The organism is Lentzea sp. NPDC051208 (genome assembly GCF_040682435.1).
GTDB classification, from domain to species: Bacteria; Actinomycetota; Actinomycetes; order Mycobacteriales; family Pseudonocardiaceae; genus Lentzea; species Lentzea kristufekii.
In genome coordinates, this window is record NZ_JBFBAW010000009.1 from 279362 (window position 1) to 296473 (window position 17112).

The 17112-nt window shown below is 69.5% G+C and carries 20 protein-coding genes, 1 pseudogene and 2 riboswitches; of the genes and pseudogenes, 12 read left to right on the top strand and 9 right to left on the bottom strand.

Annotated elements, in window-relative coordinates; genetic code table 11:
• Positions 1-28: 28 nt before the first annotated feature.
• Complete coding sequence (locus AB0M48_RS23805) at positions 29-1456, top strand: MFS transporter (protein ID WP_363845811.1); 1428 nt, start codon at positions 29-31, stop codon at positions 1454-1456.
• Here the strand turns inward: AB0M48_RS23805 and AB0M48_RS23810 are convergent.
• Together AB0M48_RS23810 and AB0M48_RS23815 are read right to left on the bottom strand one after the other, a co-directional pair.
• The gene (locus AB0M48_RS23810; protein WP_363845813.1) at positions 1430-2338 is read right to left on the bottom strand and encodes a threonine/serine dehydratase; all 909 of its coding nucleotides are present in this window, start codon (positions 2336-2338) and stop codon (positions 1430-1432) included. The genes AB0M48_RS23805 and AB0M48_RS23810 overlap by 27 nt on opposite strands.
• Positions 2335-3264, bottom strand: a complete 930-nt coding sequence (locus AB0M48_RS23815; RefSeq protein ID WP_363845814.1) for a threonine/serine dehydratase — start codon at positions 3262-3264, stop codon at positions 2335-2337. Before AB0M48_RS23815 ends, AB0M48_RS23810 begins: the two co-directional genes overlap by 4 nt.
• Before the next feature lie 63 nt (positions 3265-3327).
• On the opposite strand from AB0M48_RS23815, the gene AB0M48_RS23820 reads away from it, so the two are divergent.
• Together AB0M48_RS23820 and AB0M48_RS23825 are read left to right on the top strand one after the other, a co-directional pair.
• A complete protein-coding gene (locus AB0M48_RS23820; protein WP_363845816.1) occupies positions 3328-3816 on the top strand; it encodes a hypothetical protein in 489 nt (162 codons plus the stop codon).
• Between the two features lie 582 nt (positions 3817-4398).
• Positions 4399-5349 (top strand): S1 family peptidase, encoded by a 951-nt coding sequence (locus tag AB0M48_RS23825; protein WP_363845818.1) that lies wholly within the window; start codon positions 4399-4401, stop codon positions 5347-5349.
• A gap of 56 nt (positions 5350-5405) precedes the next feature.
• On the opposite strand, the pseudogene AB0M48_RS23830 reads toward AB0M48_RS23825, so the two are convergent.
• A pseudogene (locus AB0M48_RS23830) lies at positions 5406-5504 on the bottom strand (NADP-dependent oxidoreductase); the annotation flags it as partial.
• A gap of 36 nt (positions 5505-5540) precedes the next feature.
• Here AB0M48_RS23830 and AB0M48_RS23835 point away from each other — a divergent pair.
• Entirely contained in the window at positions 5541-5798 is a 258-nt protein-coding gene (locus AB0M48_RS23835) for a hypothetical protein (protein ID WP_363845820.1), read from the top strand.
• Here AB0M48_RS23835 and AB0M48_RS23840 read toward each other — a convergent pair.
• Both AB0M48_RS23840 and thiE read right to left on the bottom strand, forming a co-directional pair.
• Positions 5791-6552, bottom strand: a complete 762-nt coding sequence (locus tag AB0M48_RS23840) for a class III extradiol ring-cleavage dioxygenase (RefSeq protein WP_363845822.1) — start codon at positions 6550-6552, stop codon at positions 5791-5793. The genes AB0M48_RS23835 and AB0M48_RS23840 overlap by 8 nt on opposite strands.
• Positions 6553-6583: 31 nt before the next feature.
• The gene (gene thiE, locus AB0M48_RS23845) at positions 6584-7222 is read right to left on the bottom strand and encodes a thiamine phosphate synthase (protein WP_363845824.1); all 639 of its coding nucleotides are present in this window, start codon (positions 7220-7222) and stop codon (positions 6584-6586) included.
• A 26-nt stretch (positions 7223-7248) separates the two neighbouring features.
• A riboswitch (TPP riboswitch) is annotated at positions 7249-7360 on the top strand.
• A 3-nt stretch (positions 7361-7363) separates the two neighbouring features.
• On the opposite strand from thiE, the gene AB0M48_RS23850 reads away from it, so the two are divergent.
• The 5 genes from AB0M48_RS23850 (at position 7364) to AB0M48_RS23870 (ending at position 10302) form a co-directional block, all read left to right on the top strand.
• Positions 7364-8311 carry an FAD-dependent oxidoreductase gene (locus AB0M48_RS23850; protein WP_363845997.1) on the top strand — a complete coding sequence of 316 codons (948 nt, stop codon included), beginning with the start codon at positions 7364-7366 and terminating at the stop codon, positions 8309-8311.
• Entirely contained in the window at positions 8308-8508 is a 201-nt protein-coding gene (gene thiS, locus AB0M48_RS23855) for a sulfur carrier protein ThiS (RefSeq protein ID WP_363845826.1), read from the top strand. Before AB0M48_RS23850 ends, thiS begins: the two co-directional genes overlap by 4 nt.
• A 1-nt stretch (position 8509) precedes the next feature.
• Positions 8510-9265 carry a thiazole synthase gene (locus AB0M48_RS23860; RefSeq protein ID WP_086662571.1) on the top strand — a complete coding sequence of 252 codons (756 nt, stop codon included), beginning with the start codon at positions 8510-8512 and terminating at the stop codon, positions 9263-9265.
• 75 nt (positions 9266-9340) lie between these two features.
• Positions 9341-9784: a MarR family transcriptional regulator gene (locus tag AB0M48_RS23865; RefSeq protein WP_363845829.1), complete on the top strand. Its 444-nt coding sequence runs from the start codon at positions 9341-9343 to the stop codon at positions 9782-9784.
• 104 nt (positions 9785-9888) lie between these two features.
• Entirely contained in the window at positions 9889-10302 is a 414-nt protein-coding gene (locus AB0M48_RS23870; RefSeq protein ID WP_363845831.1) for a type II toxin-antitoxin system PemK/MazF family toxin, read from the top strand.
• Between the two features lie 78 nt (positions 10303-10380).
• Here AB0M48_RS23870 and thiD read toward each other — a convergent pair whose 3' ends face one another.
• The 3 genes from thiD to AB0M48_RS23885 form a co-directional block, all read right to left on the bottom strand.
• Entirely contained in the window at positions 10381-11196 is an 816-nt protein-coding gene (thiD, locus tag AB0M48_RS23875; protein ID WP_363845833.1) for a bifunctional hydroxymethylpyrimidine kinase/phosphomethylpyrimidine kinase, read from the bottom strand.
• Positions 11193-12833: a phosphomethylpyrimidine synthase ThiC gene (thiC, locus tag AB0M48_RS23880; protein WP_363845835.1), complete on the bottom strand. Its 1641-nt coding sequence runs from the start codon at positions 12831-12833 to the stop codon at positions 11193-11195. The genes thiD and thiC overlap by 4 nt, the downstream gene beginning before the upstream one ends.
• Positions 12823-12947: riboswitch (TPP riboswitch) on the bottom strand. Its footprint overlaps the gene before it by 11 nt.
• A 709-nt stretch (positions 12948-13656) precedes the next feature.
• Positions 13657-14259 (bottom strand): LysE family translocator, encoded by a 603-nt coding sequence (locus AB0M48_RS23885; protein WP_363845837.1) that lies wholly within the window; start codon positions 14257-14259, stop codon positions 13657-13659.
• Positions 14260-14346: 87 nt separating this feature from the next.
• On the opposite strand from AB0M48_RS23885, the gene AB0M48_RS23890 reads away from it, so the two are divergent.
• On the top strand, positions 14347-15291 hold the full coding sequence (locus AB0M48_RS23890) for an aldo/keto reductase (RefSeq protein WP_363845839.1): 945 nt from the start codon (positions 14347-14349) through the stop codon (positions 15289-15291).
• Here the strand turns inward: AB0M48_RS23890 and AB0M48_RS23895 are convergent.
• The gene (locus tag AB0M48_RS23895) at positions 15288-15869 is read right to left on the bottom strand and encodes a peptide deformylase (RefSeq protein WP_363845841.1); all 582 of its coding nucleotides are present in this window, start codon (positions 15867-15869) and stop codon (positions 15288-15290) included. The genes AB0M48_RS23890 and AB0M48_RS23895 overlap by 4 nt on opposite strands.
• A 108-nt stretch (positions 15870-15977) precedes the next feature.
• Here AB0M48_RS23895 and AB0M48_RS23900 point away from each other — a divergent pair, with 108 nt between their 5' ends.
• Both AB0M48_RS23900 and AB0M48_RS23905 read left to right on the top strand, forming a co-directional pair.
• Positions 15978-16256, top strand: coding sequence for a DUF3263 domain-containing protein (locus AB0M48_RS23900; protein ID WP_089910320.1), 279 nt, complete (start codon positions 15978-15980; stop codon positions 16254-16256).
• Positions 16256-16882, top strand: coding sequence for a LytR C-terminal domain-containing protein (locus tag AB0M48_RS23905; protein ID WP_363845843.1), 627 nt, complete (start codon positions 16256-16258; stop codon positions 16880-16882). The genes AB0M48_RS23900 and AB0M48_RS23905 overlap by 1 nt, the downstream gene beginning before the upstream one ends.
• The last annotated feature ends 230 nt before the right edge of the window (positions 16883-17112 follow it).

The window sequence follows — 17112 nt, forward strand, 5'->3', positions numbered from 1 at the left end:
CGCCTGGGGCACGCCACGAGCACGCTGGGTGCTGACTACGACGATCCTCGGTTCGGGCATGGCCATGCTCGACGGGACGATCGTCAACGTGGCGCTGCCCCGGATCGGCGCGGAGTTCTCCGCGTCGGTGACGGACCTGCAGTGGATCCTCAACGGGTACCTGCTGGCGCTCGCCTCGCTGATCCTGATCGCCGGTTCGCTCGGCGACAGGTTCGGCCGGCGGCGGGTCTACGTGATCGGCGTCATCTGGTTCGGCGTCGCGTCGCTGCTGTGCGGTGCCGCGTGGAACGTTCCGGTGCTGGTGGCGGCACGTGTGCTGCAGGGCGTGGGCGCGGCGTTGCTGACGCCGGGCGCGCTGGCGATCCTGCAGTCGTCGTTCAACCGGGAGGACCGGTCGCGCGCCATCGGCGCGTGGTCCGGACTGTCCGGTGTGGCCACGGCGGTCGGGCCGCTGGTCGGCGGGCTGCTGGTGCAGGCCTGGTCGTGGCGGCTCGCGTTCCTGGTGAACCTGCCGGTGGCCGCGCTGTGCGTGTACCTCGCGCTGCGGTTCGTGCCGGAGTCGCAGGACGACGCGGCGGGGCACCCGAACTACCTGTCCGCGCTGGTCGGCGCACTGGGCCTGGCCCTGCTGACCGGCGGGCTCGTCGAGCAGTCGTACGTGCCGGCGGCGGCGGGCGTGGCCGCGATGATCGCGTTCGGGGTGGTCCAGAAGCGCTCCGCCGACCCGTTGGTGCCGCCGGAGCTGTTCCGCAACCGGACGTTCCTGGTCTCCAACGTCCTGACGTTCCTCGTCTACGCGGCGCTCGGGGGCGTGATGGTGCTGCTCGTGCTGCAGCTGCAGATCTCGCTCGGGTACTCGCCGACGGCGTCCGGCCTGGCCAGCGTGCCGCTCACGATCATCATGCTGCTGGCGTCCTCGACGTCCGGGCGGATCGCCCAGCGCTACGGTCCGCGCCTGCAATTGATCATCGGCCCGATCCTGGTCGGCCTGGGCATGTTGCTGCTGCGCAACGCCGTGCCCGGCGCCTCGTACGTGACCGGCGTGCTGCCCGGCGTGGTGCTGTTCGGCATCGGTCTCGCGATCGTCGTCGCCCCGGTGACGGCGACGGTGCTGGCCTCGGCGCCCGACCACCACGCGGGTGTCGCGTCCGGCGTGAACAACGCCGTGGCCCGCACCGGCAGCCTGCTCGCGATGGCCGTGCTGCCCGCGGCCGTGGGGCTGATGGGTGAGGACTACACGAACCCCGCCGTGATGACGGACGGCTGGCAGACGGCCCTCGTGCTGTGCTCGGTCGCCGCGATCATCGGTGGTCTGCTGGCCGTCGGCGTGGACAACCGGGTGCTCGCCGCGGCGCCGGAGCAGCAGGAGGCCCCGCACCCCGGCGAGTGCCTGCACTGCGGCGTGGAAGGCCCGCCGACGCACATCCGGTCAGGCGGCGAGAAGGCCCGCCAGTAGCGCCGGGTCGACGTTGCCGCCGGACACGACGGCGACGCCACCCCCGCCGATCTTCGCCTGCGCGGCCACCGCGACGGCCCCGCTCGGCTCGGCGATCAGCCGGGCCCGCCGGACCAGGCCGGTCACCGCCGCGAGGATCTCGTCCTCCGACACCGTGATCACGTCGTCCACGTACTTGCTGATGTGCGCCCAGGTCAGGACCGAGGGTTCGTCCCGCAGAGCGTCAGCAGCCGTCTGAGCGCGTTTCAGGGGATCCCAGCGCACCAGTTCGCCTGTCTTGAGCGACTCGGCGATGTCCGCGGCCAGTTCGGGCTCCGCGCCGATCACGCGGACGTCCGGGCGCAGCGACTTGATCGCCGTGGCCACGCCGGAGATCAGCCCGCCGCCGGACATCGGCACCACGACGGCCTCGACGTCCGGCAGGTCGGCGAGGATCTCCAGGCCGATGGTGCCCTGGCCGGCGATCACGTCGGGGTGGTCGAACGGCGGGATCAGCGCCGCGCCGCGTTCGGCCACCAGGGCTTCGGCGCGCTCGACGCGTTCGGTGATGCCGACGATGAAGACCTCGGCCCCCAGCGCCTTCGTGGCCTCGATCTTGACCGCCGGGGTGTTGTCCGGCATCACGATCGCGGCCGGCACGCCGTGCAGGCGGGCGGCGAACGCCACGGCCTGCGCGTGGTTGCCGCTGGAGTAGGCGACTACTCCGTTCGCGCGATTCTCCAGGCGTGCCAGGGCGTTCAGCGCGCCCCGGAGTTTGAACGCGCCGACGGGCTGCAGGTTCTCCGGCTTGAGCCAGCCCGCACCGAACGGCAGCAGCGGCGTGCGCACCACGTGCGGTGCGATGACCGCCGCCGCCGAACGGATGTCCGGGAGCGCGATCATCCGAGGATCGACGCGAGTGACCGGGGTTCGATGTTGCCGCCGGAGACCACCGCGACGGCCGGACCGGCCGGCAGTTCGCGGTTCAGGTACGCCGCGACGGCCACGGCGCCACTCGTCTCGGACACGACCCGCGTGCGCCGGGAGATCTGCCTCACCGCGTCCCGGATCTCGTCCTCGGAGACGGTCACGACGTCGTCCACGTACTCGCGGATGTGCGCCCACGTCAGTTCGGAGGGCTCGGCGCGCAGTCCGTCCGCGACGGTCCGGGCGCGATCGTGCGCGTCCCAGCGGACGAGCGCACCGGCGGCGAACGACGCGGCGGTGTCACCGGCCAGTTCCGGCTCGACGCCGATCACGCGGACGTTGGGGCGCAACGACTTCACCGCCGCCGCGACGCCGGAGATCAGTCCGCCGCCGCTCACCGGCACCAGGACCGTCGCCACGTCGGGGAGGTCGGCGCAGATCTCCAGGCCGATGGTGCCCTGCCCGGCGATCACGTCCGGGTGGTCGAACGGCGGGATGAGCGTCGCCTTGCGCTCCTCGACCAACTCGTAGGCGCGCGACTCTCGTTCGGTGATGCCGACGACGAACACCTCGGCGCCGTGCGCCCGCGTCGCTTCGATCTTGATCTGCGGCGTGTTCTCCGGCACGACGATCGCGGCCGGCATGCCGAGGATCTTGGCCGCGTAGGCGACCGCCTGCGCGTGGTTACCGCTCGAATACGCCACGACACCGCGCGCCCGGTCCTCGGAAGGTATGCGGGACAACGCGTTCACCGCGCCGCGCTGCTTGAACGCACCGATCGGCTGCAGCGACTCGGGCTTGATCCACAGGCCGGAGTCGAAGGACAGCAACGGGGTGTGCACGACATGCGGGGCGATCGCGGCGGCGGCCGCGTGGACGTCTTCGAGAGTCACCAGGCGCATGTGTCGATGATGCACGTCACCGGGGCACAACCGGTGAACTGTGCCCAACGTCCTACGTGTGTCATGTCTGAGAAGGAGAAGATCACCCCCGTCAAGCTCATCGCGAGTGTGCTCGCCGCCGCCACCGCGGCCGTGCTGAGCCTTCGCCTCAACCTCGTCGGCACCATCGTCGGCGCGGTTCTCGCGAGCGTCGTGACCACAGTGGGCGCCGTGTTCTACCAACGGTCCATGGAACGTGAGAAGCGTTGGCAGGTGATCGCTGTCGGCGGGCTGCTCGTGTTCGTGGTGACCGTCCTCACCGCGACGAGTGTCCAGCTGGTGACCGGCAAGCCCATCACCGCCGATCCGGGCTCACCGTCCACAAGCACCCGCACCGAGACGCACACCGAGACGACGAAGACCGAGACGATCACCGTGACCGTCCCTCCGGGCACGTCCGGTCAGTCCTCGTCCGGGAGCACGACGACGACCGCGCCACCGTCGTCTTCGACAGAATCCCGACAGCCGTCGGACAGCTCGACGCCGCCGTCCACCACCGACCCCATTCGGTGATCACGTCACTACGTTGAGCGATAGTTAACTGTCAATTGCTACGCGCCGCAGTTGATCTGTCGTGAGCTGTGACACACTTCGTTCACGTTCGAGGCGGGGCGTCATAGCCAAGAGTTCCGCAACTTCACTCGAACGGGCGAAAGGATTCGGTCCGAAAGAGACCGGGAGGAGGCGCAATGAGGCTCGTGGCACGTCCGCTTGAGCCCGGCGCCTTCGGTGGAGGACACAGCGCCTGCACCGGATTTGAGAGGCAAATGAGGACGGGAGGGGTGGGGCGACCCCTGCCGCCGCCCCACCACCCGTCCCCCTAGAGCCCCCGAGAGAGGTCCCTGCAACCGATCTCTCGGGTTCCCCTGCACCCGAAAGTGAGGGAGACGCTTGATGAACCGCACGAGTGCGGCCCGTGTAACCGGTGCCGTGTTGCTCGCCACCGGAGTCGTCACTGCTCTCAGCGTACCGGCGTTTGGCGCCCCTGCCGCACCGGTCGCCCCATCCGGTTCAGATACGGAGAGCTACCCGGCCGAATTGCTCCAAGCGGTCCAGCGTGATTTGGGCCTGAACGCTGACCAGGCACGCGTCCGGTTGGCCAATGACGCCCAGTCAGGCCAAGTCGCGGAGTCCGCGAAGGCCTCCCTGGGCGACGCGTTCGGCGGAGCCTGGATCGACCAGGCGACCGGCAGACTGACGGTGGCGGTGACCAAGTCGGGACTCTCCGTGACCGGCGCGGACACCAAGGTCGTCAGCAACTCGCTCTCCCAGCTGACCGGGACCAAGTCGGTCCTCGACCTCATGACCGCCCCCGCGGCGATCACGAGCTGGCGCGTCGACGAGCAGTCGAACAGCGTCGTCGTCGAGGTCAACAAGAACGTGCGCGACGCGGCCGCGGACCAGTGGATCGCGACCGCCAAGTCGATCAGCGGTGCGGTCAAGGTCGCCGAGGTGACCGAGAGCCCGACCCCGCTGTACGACCTGCGCGGCGGTGACGCCATCTACATGGGCGGCGGCCGTTGCTCGCTCGGCTTCTCGGTGTCCGGTGGTTACGTCACCGCCGGCCACTGCGGCTCCACGGGCACCGCGGTCTCCGGCTTCAACCGCGTCGCACAGGGCACGTTCGCCGGCTCGGTGTTCCCCGGCAACGACTACGCCTGGGTGCGCACCAACGCGAACTGGACCCCGCGTCCGTGGGTCAACCGCTACAACGGCACGAACGTCATCGTCCGCGGCAACACCGAGGCCGCTGTCGGCGCCCAGATCTGCCGTTCCGGTTCGACGACCGGGTGGCGCTGCGGCACCGTCCACGCCAAGAACCAGACCGTGAACTACCCGCAGGGCTCGGTCCGGGGCCTCACCCGCACCAACGCCTGTGCCGAGGGTGGCGACTCGGGTGGTTCGTGGGTGGCGGGTTCCGGCTTCGGCCAGGCCCAGGGCGTGACCTCCGGCGGTTCGGGCAACTGCTCGTCCGGCGGCACCACGTACTTCCAGCCGCTCAACCCGATCCTGTCGCGCTACGGCCTGACCCTCACGCGGGGCTAGTGCCCGTGACACCGTGAAGCGCTGCGACACCCCGGTGTCGCAGCGCTTTCGCGTTCTCAGCCGTCGACGAGCACGATCTTGCCGTGGGCGTGGCCGGTCTCGCTCAGCCTGTGCGCGCCGGCGCCGCGGGAGGGCGGGAAGACGCCGGCGAGCGGTTCTGCCGGACGGTGGAGCAGGTCTGCCTGCTCCACGTGCTGGACCGCGGGTTCTCGGCGGCGTTCACGACCGCCTGTCCCCGCGCGATCGACTTCGCCGCGGTGCGCGACAGGGCGTTCCGGTCGCTCACCGAGCTCATCCGCCGGGCGAAGGCGACCGGAAGACTGCGGCCCGACTTCTCGGTCGACGACATGGTGCTGCTGCTCATGGCCAGCGGGGGCGTCCGTGCCGGGACGCCCGCTGCCGCGCGGCGGTTCGTCACCCTCTTCCTGGAGGGCGCTGCCGCTAGCTGAACTGGACGGACCGCTTCGAGAGCCCGTACCAGAAGCCTTCGACGCTGGTGCGGGCCTTCTCGTCGCTGGCGGCGCCGAGCGCCACGAACAACGGCGCGAAGTGCTCAGTCCTCGGATGTGCGATGCCGGCGGCCGGTGCCTTCACCTGGAAGTCGAGCAGCGCGTCGACGTCGCCGTTCGCGAGCTGCTGGTGCGCCCAGTCGTCGAACTCCTTCGACCACGACGGCGGCTCGTAGTCCGGTCCGGCGGGGAAGTTCACGCAGCTCAGGTTGTGCGTCATGAACCCGCTGCCGACGATCAGGACGTTGCGGTCCCGCAGCGGCGCGAGCTTGCGGCCGATCTCGTGCAGCTCACGCGGGTCGAGCGTGGGCATCGACATCTGCAGCACCGGTACGTCGGCGTCCGGGAACATCTCCTTCAGCGGCACGTAGGCGCCGTGGTCGAGTCCGCGCTGCTCGTCCTGCTCGACGTGGCCGCCGAGGAGCTTGCGCACGTCGTTCGCGAGCTCGGGTGCGCCCGGCGCCTCGTACGTGACCTCGTAGTAGCGCTGCGGGAAGCCCCAGAAGTCGTGGACCAGCGGCACGGTCGTCGTCGCGCCGATGGTGGTCGGCGCCTCCTCCCAGTGCGCGGAGACCATGAGCACGGCCTCCGGGCGCGGGAGGGTGGCGGACCAGTCCTTCAGCTCTCTGGTCCACGTCTCGTCGTCGGCCAGCGGGGGAGCCCCGTGGCTCAGGTACAGCACAGGTGCGCTCACGTCTCCGAGCGTACGCCTGTTAGTTCAAATTTCAACTACTAAGTTCAATTTTGAACGACTCGGCGGCCTTGCGCGGGTCCTCGGCGTCGGTGATGGCCCGGACGACGACCACTCGGGTGGCTCCAGCGGCCTTGACCTCGTGGAGGTTCGTGAGGTCGATGCCACCGATCGCGAACCACGGGCGGTCGGTCCTGGTGACGCGGACGAGGTCGAGCCCCGGTGCCGGACGGCCCGGCTTGGTCGGGGTCGGCCAGCACGGACCGGTGCAGAAGTAGTCCACGCCGGGTTCCGCGGCTGCCTCGGTCATCTGGCCGACGTCGTGCGTGGACCGGCCGATCACCACCTCGTCACCGATGATCCGGCGGGCGAGCGGGACGGGCAGGTCGTCCTGGCCGAGGTGCAGCACGTCGGCCTGCACGGCGTGCGCGATGTCCGCGCGGTCGTTGACGGCGAGCAGCCGGCCGTGGCGTTCGGTGGCCTCGGCGAGGACCTCGATCGCCTCGATCTCCTGCTTCGCCTCCAGTGACTTGTCCCGCAACTGGATGATGTCGACGCCGCCCGCGAGCGCCGCGTCCGCGAACTCGGCCAGATCAGGCCGGTTCGGCGTGCAGAGGTAGAGGGTCGCGTCGGCGAGTCGTTGCCTGATCAGGTTTCCGTCGAGTCCTGGCACGCACGCACGTTAACCGTTATGTTGAAGTCGGTCCGCACGGGAGCCTGGAGAACACCGGGCTGAGAGGGAGCGTGGTTCGCTCCGACCGTCGAACCTGATCCGGGTCATGCCGGCGCAGGGAGCGTGAATGCCTTGAGCAGTGTGGAAGTGGCCGTCCGGGGTGGCGGTGTCATCGGGCTGTCCGTGGCGTTGGCGGCGGCACGGGCCGGGTTCTCGGTCTCCGTGTTCGACGACGGCTCGCCGCACGCCGGTTCGCGGGTCGCGGGCGGCATGCTCGCACCGCTGACGGAGGCCTGGCCGGGCGAGGAAGCCGTGGTGGCGCAGGGGGTCGAGGCCCTGGCGATGTGGCCGGAGTTCGCCGCGTCGATCGGCGTTCCGCTGTTCGAGGCCGGGACGCTGGCCGTCGGGACGCAGCCGGGCGACCTCGCCGACCTGCGGCACGCGGGGGACCTGCTGACCTCGCGGGAGATCCGGGCGCTCGAACCCTCCCTGGGCCCGGCGGTGCGCGGGGGCGTGTACGCGGCCGGGGATCTCGCCGTCGACAACAGGGTGCTGCTTTCCGCACTGTGGAAGGCTTGCCTGGACGCCGGGGTCGTGTCCTCAGTGGAGGGACGGGTCACGGTGATCGCGGCCGGGGCGTGGAGCGGCCGGTTGCACCCGGCCCTGAAGGACGTGATCCGGCCGGTCAAGGGCGAGATCCTGAGACTTTCGCACCGGCCCGGCGCGTTGCCGCCGCCTCGTCACACGATCCGTGCGCTGGTCTCGGGCCGCCCGGTCTACCTGGTGCCGCGAGACGACGGCCTGGTCGTCGGCGCGACCCAGTACGAGGCCGGGTTCGACACCGACGTGTCCGTCGCGGGCGTGCGGGACCTGTTGCGGGACGCGGAAACCGTGCTGCCGGGCATCGCCGAGTACGCGCTGACCGAGGCCGCCGTCGGGTTCCGCGCGGGCAGCCCGGACAACGTGCCGATCGTGCGTTTCCTCGAGCCCGGCGTCATCGCCGCGACCGGCCACCACCGCAACGGGCTGTTGCTGGCCCCGCACACCGCTCGACTCGTCGTCGAGCTGCTCCAGGGAGGAAGTTCGTGAAGGCACAGGTGAACGGGACTTCCCGTGACTTGGTAGAAGGCACGTCGGTGGCCGCGGTCGTGACGCTGGTGGGAGCACCCGACAAGGGCGTGGCCGTGGCGCTCGACGGCGCCGTGGTGCCGAGGGCGTTGTGGGACAGGACGATCGTGCCGGACGGCGGCGTCGTCGAGGTGCTGACCGCGGTCCAGGGAGGCTGACGTGGACGATCCGCTGATCATCGCGGGCCGGGAGTTCCGGTCCAGGCTCATCACCGGCACCGGCGGTGCCGCGAACCTCTCGGTGCTGGAACGGGCCCTGGTCGCGTCCGGCACCGAGCTCACCACCGTGGCGATGCGCCGCGTCGACGCCGCAGGCCAGACCGGTGTGCTGGAGTTGTTGCGGCGCCTTGGAATCGAGGTGCTGCCCAACACGGCGGGCTGCCGCACGTCCGCCGAGGCCGTGCTGACCGCCCAGCTGGCGCGCGAGGCGCTGGAGACGAACTGGGTCAAGCTCGAGGTGGTGCACGACGAGGAGACCCTGCTGCCGGACCCGGTCGAGCTGCTCGACGCGGCCGAGCGGCTGGTCAACGACGGCTTCGTCGTCCTGCCCTACACCAACGACGATCCGGTGCTGGCGTTGAAGCTGCAGGACATCGGCTGCGCGACCGTCATGCCGCTGGGCTCGCCCATCGGTACGGGTCTCGGCATCCGCAACCCGCACAACATCGAGCTGATCACTTCCCGTGCTTCTGTTCCAGTAGTTCTCGACGCGGGCATCGGCACGGCCTCGGACGCGGCCCTGGCGATGGAACTCGGCTGCTCAGCGGTGTTGCTGGCGACCGCGGTCACCCGGGCCCAGGACCCGGAACGGATGGGCGCCGCCATGCGTTGTGCGGTCGAGGGCGGACGTCTGGCGCGCTTGGCCGGAAGGATTCCGCAACGCTTTTGGGCCCAAGCGTCTTCGCCGGGTCTCTGAGTCGCTACCTTGGGTACTCACGTGTTGGGGGATGATTGAGCACTACCTGAAATCCGCCGAGGAGGACGACTAGCCGTGACGGCCCCCATTGACGCCGAGGTCGAGGACGCGACCGCGCGCCTGTACCTGGCGATCGGCCGGCTGGCCCGGTTGCTGCGACGCACCGGTTCCCCCGGACTCGGCCCCGGTGCGGTCTCCGCGCTGGCCACCCTCGCGCGCTGCGGGCCCATGCGCCTAGGCGACCTGGCGAACAAGGAGGGCGTGGCGCCCCCGACGTTGTCCCGCATCGTCGCCGCGCTGGTCGAGGCCGGGTACGTGAAGCGCGAACCCGACCCGCAGGACGGCCGCGCCTGGCTCGCCACCCCCACGCCCGAGGGCGAGACGATGGTGTCCGGCGTGCGGTCCGCGCGGGTGCGCGAGCTGCAGCGGCGGATCGAACAGCTGACGCCGGAGCACATCGCGGCTCTGGTGGGCGCTCTCGACGCGCTGGAGACGTTGGTAGGCGAAGAGCCGAAGTAGTCGTTTCCACGGGTCGCCTGAGCCGGGCACGACGAGGTGCGTGCCCGGCCAGTGCTCCAGCCGTGGATCGTGATCTTCATGGCTGGGTGGCTGCTGGAGGACGGATGCGGCGAGGCGAGGTCTGGTGGGCCGAATTCGACGAGCGACGGCCTGTCGTGCTGTTGTCCGAGGAAGATCCGTCCGGCCTCCGGGCGATGCAGGTCGTCGCCCCGGCGGACACCGACATCTCCGGCCTGGGAATCGAAGTCGCAGTCGGCGTCGAGGACGGACTGCCCTTCGACGGCGTGCTGCGGTTCGGGTTTGCGTGGCCGGGCTCTACCCCGTGCACCTGGCTGACCACCTTGCGCCGGGAAGACCTGGTGGAGCGGGCAGGCGCGGTGTCCGCCGCCAAACTCGACGAGATCGACGACGCCCTGCGTGCCAGTCGGCACCAAGCGGAGTGGACCCCTGCCGCAGCGGCCAGGCTCAGCGAGATCAAGGACTCCCTCCGCCGGCGAAGCGGCGCAGCGCCTGGTTGAAGGCGTTGAACTCCGCGGCCGCTTCGCCGCGGAACCGGGCGAAGCGGCCGCGACCGACCTGAGGGCGATGTACGCCCGCTACCTGTCGAGGCTCCAGAACGGTGACACCGGGCCGACACCGGCGCCCAGCGGGTAGGCCGCCGCCACCGAGCGGACGATGAAGTCCTTGCCGAACCGCACGGCCTCCGGCACCGAGGCACCGCGAGCGAGCGCCGCGCTGATCGACGACGCGAGCGTGTCGCCACTGCCGTGCGTGTTCTGGGTGTCGTAGCGCGGGCCGGGCAGTTCGATGAACTCACGGCCGTCGTAGAGCAGGTCGAGGCACTCCGGGTCGTCCCACATGTGGCCGCCCTTCACGAGCACCCACTCCGGGCCCAGGGCGTGCAACGCCTCCGCCGCCACGCGCTGGTCCACTCGATCCTTCACCTCGATGCCGGTGATCAGCCGCACCTCGTCGAGGTTCGGCGTCACCAGCGTCGCGCGCGGGAACAGCAGGCCGCGCAACGCGTCCAGGGCGTTGTCGGCCAGGAGTTGGTTGCCGTGCATGGACGCCGAGACCGGGTCGACGACGAACGGGATCTTCCCCGAGCCGATGCCGACGCGGTCCAGGGCCGGGGCGACGGCCTCGATGATCGCCGCCGACGCGAGCATGCCGGTCTTCGCGGCCTGCACGCCGATGTCCTCGACGACCGAGATGATCTGCGCCGCTACCGTGTCGGCCGGGATCTCCGAGACTCCCGTGACGCCCAGCGAGTTCTGGACCGTCACGGCCGTCAGTGCGACGCAGCCGTGCACTCCGCACGCGAAGAGCGTGCGGAGGTCGGCCTGGATGCCCGCACCACCGCCGGAATCGCTTCCGGCGATGGTGAGGACCCTGGGTGGTGACTCGGTCACGAAGTCTCCACGACCGGGAGGTAGACCTTCTTGCCCGTGTCGGCGAACTCGTCGGACTTCTCCGCCATGCCCGCCTCGATCGCCTCCACTGTGGACAGTCCGCGTTCCTCTGCGTAGCGCCGCACGTCCTGCGTGATCTTCATGGAGCAGAACTTCGGCCCGCACATCGAGCAGAAGTGCGCCGTCTTCGCCGGTTCCGCGGGAAGCGTCTCGTCGTGGAACGAGCGCGCGGTGTCCGGGTCGAGCGACAGGTTGAACTGGTCCTCCCAGCGGAACTCGAACCGCGCCTTGGACAGCGCGTCGTCCCAGTCCTGGACGCCGGGATGGCCCTTGGCGAGGTCCGCGCTGTGCGCCGCGATCTTGTACGTGATCACGCCGGTCTTCACGTCGTCGCGGTTCGGCAGGCCGAGGTGCTCCTTCGGCGTGACGTAGCAGAGCATCGCGGTGCCCAGCCAGCCGATCTGCGCCGCGCCGATCGCGGACGTGATGTGGTCGTACGCCGGCGCGATGTCCGTGGCCAGCGGCCCGAGGGTGTAGAACGGCGCCTCGCCGCACCACTCCTCTTCGAGCCGGACGTTCTCGGCGATCTTGTGCATCGGCACGTGGCCGGGGCCCTCGATCATGACCTGGACGTCGCGAGCGCGCGCGATGTGCGTGAGCTCGCCGAGGGTCTTCAGTTCGGCGAACTGCGCCGCGTCGTTGGCGTCCGCGATGGAACCCGGCCGCAGGCCGTCACCCAGCGAGAACGTCACGTCGTAGGTGCGCAGGATGTCGCAGAGCTCCTCGAAGTGCGTGTAGAGGAAGCTCTCCTTGTGGTGCGCGAGGCACCACGCGGCCATGATCGAACCGCCGCGCGAGACGATGCCCGTGACGCGCTTGGCCGTCAGCGGCACGTACCGCAGCAGCACGCCCGCGTGCACGGTCATGTAGTCGACGCCCTGCTCGCACTGCTCGATGACGGTGTCGCGGTAGACCTCCCACGACAGCGCCGCCGGGTCGCCGTTCACCTTCTCCAGCGCCTGGTAGATCGGCACGGTGCCGATCGGCACCGGCGAGTTGCGCAGGATCCACTCGCGCGTCTCGTGGATCCGCTTGCCGGTGGACAGGTCCATGATCGTGTCGGCACCCCAGCGCGACGCCCACACCATCTTCTCGACCTCGTCCTCGATCGACGACGACACCGCGGAGTTGCCGATGTTGGCGTTGATCTTCACGAGGAACTTCTTGCCGATGATCATCGGCTCGGCCTCGGGGTGCTTGCGGTTCAACGGGATGACCGCACGCCCGATGGCCACCTCCTCGCGGACGAACTCCGCGTCGAGGCTCTCTCGCGTCGCGACGTAGCGCATCTCCGGGGTGATGATCCCGGCCTTCGCGTACGCGAGCTGGGTGACAGCTCCGTTGATCGGTTCCCGTTCGGCGATCCACCCCGACCTCAGGTCGGGGAGTCCACTGTGGACGTCGATGGTCGCGTTGTCGTCGGTATACGGACCGGAAGTGTCGTACAGATCGACATGTTCGCCGTTGGTCAGTTCCACCCTGCGGAAAGGCACACCATCGCGGTACACCTTTCGAGACCCGGAGATCGGGCCGGTGGTCACACTGGGCTTGACCGAACGGTCGTCAAGTGCCGTCACGACATTCCTCCCTACGCCGGCATTACCCGGTCAGGTTCAGGCGGTCGGTGACGCCGGCTCCACAGCCAGTCACCCTCTCAGCCCGCTCAGGCGCGAGCTCCCGCGTTGTGTTGAGTTGTCGAGAACCGACCATAGTCAGAGCGCGCCGTAGCTGCCAAGGGCGTCGTTTGCCCCTAATCTCTTCCTCGTGGCTGATCACCAGCCGTTCCCGCCCGGCGCGCGACGCGGTCAGCGTCCCGCCGTGGTCTCGGCATGCCCTTCCTGCGGTGAACTCGCAGGCCGGGGCTACCCCGACTGCGGCTTCTGCGCCGAGCTGCTCGACCAGTTCTGGCTCGCGGACTGGGAGGCGCTGCGGACGTCGTCCCAGCTGGCGGACCGGGAGCTGGCCGAACTGGTCACCTCCGCGGACGTCGGCCAGTACCCCTGGACGTGCGTCGACTGGGCGATGACACTGCTGGCGTGCTCCCGCTGCGGTGCCGAACTGGGCACGGGGCCGGTCGAGTGCGTGCGGTGCGCGGTCACCGAGGAGCGCCGGTGGACCTGGGACCACGCGGCGCACCCGTACACGATGACCGCGAACGAGCACCTGCTCCGCGTCGCCCGCGCGGCCCTGCGCGCACCCCACCGGCGTCGTCCGGCCGTCGTGCAGGCCTGGCAGCTGGTGCTGCCGTTCCTGATCGCCGGTGAGGTGATCGAGTTCGGTCGTCTGGACCGGATCCGCGCGCACGTGCTGGCCGGCGGCTACGCGTCGATGGCGGCCTGCCACACCTTCGGCGAGCTGGCCGGGTTGCCCGAGCTCTTCTGGCGCCGGGGCAACCCGATCTCAACGCGGGTCGAGTACCAGCCGGATTCCGAGCGCCAGCAGCACGCCGCCCGACAGCTTCTCGAGCGCGGGACGAACGCGCGGCCTGCCGAGCCAGCCCCTGATCGTGTGCAGGATCGACACGATGATCAGGTACCAGACGGTGTCGATCAGCACCCAGCCGATGGCGAGGAAGAGCAGAACCCCCTGGCCGGCCTCCCCGGCAGGCACGAACTGCGGTAGGAACGAGATCGCGAACACGCCGAGCTTCGGGTTGGCCAGGTTCACGACCAGGCCGCTGCGGAACGCGTGGCTGGCGGGCGGCGGCGCCGCGTCCGGCAGGCTCTTGCTGATCAGGGCCTTGACGCCCAGGTAGATCAGGAAGACGGCCCCCGCGATCCGGAGCGCGTGGAAGGCGATTTCGGACGCCGTGAGCAGCACGCTCAGGCCCAGGGCGGCGGCGACGGCCCAGCAGGCGACGCCGACCTCCATGCCGAACACCGTCGCCAGCGCGGCTTTTCGCCCGTGCACCGACTGTCGCAGGACCATGGCCGTGCCAGGTCCGGGCGACAGCGCGATGAGGAACGAGGCCGCGACGAAGGCGACGATGTTGTCGATGGGCATGCCTCGATGGTCGCTGGTCGCTGCAATTTCTTTTTTCCAGAAGCGGCGGGTTGACCTGGAGCGCACTCCAGGATGTTCGGTGTCCCCATGACCTTGGAACTGGGCGAGCTGGGATTCGGCACGTGGGCCATGGGTGGACCGTTCTCGGGTCCGGACGGCCTGCCGGTCGGCTGGGGACCGGCGGACGACGGCGAGTCGGTCAAGGCGTTGCGGCGGGCGGTGGAGCTGGGTGTGACGCTGTTCGACACGGCGGACGTCTACGGCTGCGGACACGCGGAGACGGTGGTGGGGCAAGCGCTTGCGGACCTGCGTGACCAGGTGCTGATCGCCACGAAGTGGGGCTGCGGGTTCGACGCGGGGTCGAGGCGGATGACCGGCAACGAGGGGTCGGTCGAGTACCTGCGCCGCGCCGTCGAGGGGTCGTTGCGGCGGCTGGGCACCGACCGGATCGACCTCTACCAGCTGCACGTGGGCGACCTGGGGATGGAGGAGGCGGCGCTGCTGCGCGACGAGTGCGAGGCGCTGGTCGCGGCCGGCAAGATCCGCGCCTACGGCTGGAGCACCGACGACGTCAAGCGGGCGCGGTTCTTCTGCGAGGGGGAGCACGGGATCGCGGCGCAGGCCGACATCAACCTGCTGTTCGACAACCCCGCGATGTACGCGGGGGACTTCGCGGTGCTGTGCCGGAGGCCGTTGGCGATGGGGCTGCTGGCGCGGGAGACGTTCCCGGAGTTGCCCGCGGACGACGTGCGCGTCACGAACCCGTCCTGGCTGCGGTTCTTCGTCGACGGGAAGCCGTCGCCCTCGTACTTCGCGGCTCGTGAGGCCGTTCGGGACGTGCTGACGTCGGGTGGCCGGACGTTGGTGCAGGGTGCGCTGGCGTGGTTCTGGGCGCGTTCTCCCCGCCTGGTGCCGATCCCGGGCGTCCGGACGGTGGCTCAGGTCGAGGAGAACGCGGGTGCGCTGGAGTTCGGTGCGCTGACGGCGGACGAGCTGGCGCAGGTGGAGTCGGTGCTCCGGCCCCGGTCCTAGTCCTCGTCGTCCTCGTCGAAGTTCGCGGGGTCGGACGGGTCCCACGAGAGGCCCGGCTTGTTCCACTCGTTGTCGCGCAGCATCCGCTTGGCTTCCTTGCGGTACCGGCCGATCAGGCGGTCGGTGTAGAGGTAGCCGTTGAGGTGGTCGGTCTCGTGCTGCAGGCAGCGTGCGAAGAAGCCGGTGCCCTCGACCTCGAACGGCTGCCCGTCCAGGTCCTGGCCGGTCACCTTCGCCCACTGGGCGCGTCCGGTCGGGTACGCCTCGCCGGGCACGCTCAGGCAGCCCTCGAAGTCGTCGTCCGGGTCCGGCATGGTCTCCGGGACCCCGGAGGTCTCAAGAATGGGGTTCACGATCGCACCGCGGTGCTGGACACCCTCGTCGTCCGGGCAGTCGTAGACGAAAATCCGCAGGTCGACGCCGATCTGGTTGGCCGCGAGCCCCACTCCGCGAGCCGCTGCCATCGTCTCGAACATGTCGTCGGCGAGGGTCTTCAGCTCGGTGTCGAACTCGGTGACCTCGCGCGTCGGGTTGTGGAGCACGGGGTCGCCGGCGATGCGGATGCGGTGGACGGCCATGGCTGAACTTTATGCGGTCCAAAACTGTCGGTGTCGCGCGGTAGGTTGGAACGATCACGTGATTGAATTGTCCGCACCTGAGATGGTGTGGCTACCGTGGGGAGCCAGATGGATCACGCCGAGACGCTCACCTCCGCTGACGGGCTGACCAGCCGCGAACGCACGATGCTCGCGTTCGAGCGTCAGTGGTGGAAGTACTCGGGATCCAAGGAACAGGCCATCAGGGAACTGTTCGACATGTCCGCGACCCGCTACTACCAGCTGCTCAACGCGCTCGTTGAATCCGAAGCCGCCCTGGCTGCCGATCCGATGCTCGTCAAACGGCTGCGCGGTGTCCGGACAGGCCGCCAAAGGGTTCGCGCCCGCGCCAGGAGCACCGAGGACTGATGACCTCCCCCGAGTCCGCAAGCCCGTCCCGTCCGGCCAAGGCCGCCGGCTTCGCCCTGCTCGGCGTCGCCGCCGTCGCGTTGGTGATCGGCGTTGTCAGCCTGTTCAGCAGCGGGGGGTCTGAGACACCTCCTGTTGCTGAGGGGTCTTCTACAGCGCCTCCTGTGGCTACTACATCTGAGCAGGCCTCTTCTGAGCAGCCGCCTGCGTCCACCCCGTCGTCCACGGCGTCGTCTGCTACTGGCACCACTACGGGTTCGCCTGCTGTGCCCACCTCTTCTGCTGCTGTGCCGCCTCCACCTGTTGGTCAGCCTGGGACTGGGACGACCAAGACTCCGGTTCGGATTTACAACAACTCGACCATCACCGGGTTGGCTTCCAAGGCCTCTGATGAGGTTCGGGCCAGTGGGTGGACGGTTGAGGGGACTGGGAACTACTCCGGTGGGACCATCCCCACCACCACCGTTTACTTCCGGCCTGGGACTGATGAGGAAGCTTCTGCCAAGGAGTTGGCGGCGGTGTTGCGGGCTCGGGTTGAGCCTCGGTTCGACGGGATCCAGTCTTCCGCGCCTGGGATCATTTTGATCGTCACCAATGACTATCAAGGTGTTTCCAAGAGCAAGTAGGTTGCGTTCCCCTGTTGCGGGCTGCCTGTTGCGATTGCGTGCTTTCCCTGGGGGCGCTGCCCCCAGACCCCCGGCAATCTGATCGGGGGGTGGCGCCGTGCGCGGGTAGATGGCACGCCTGTTGCGTGGGCGCTGCGCGTTGCTTAGAGGGTGCGTTGGCGGTGGGGTCCCGTCACACGTGACGGGGCCCCACCCCCCCAGGCGAGCGGGAGGGGCGGGCCGCCAAAGGC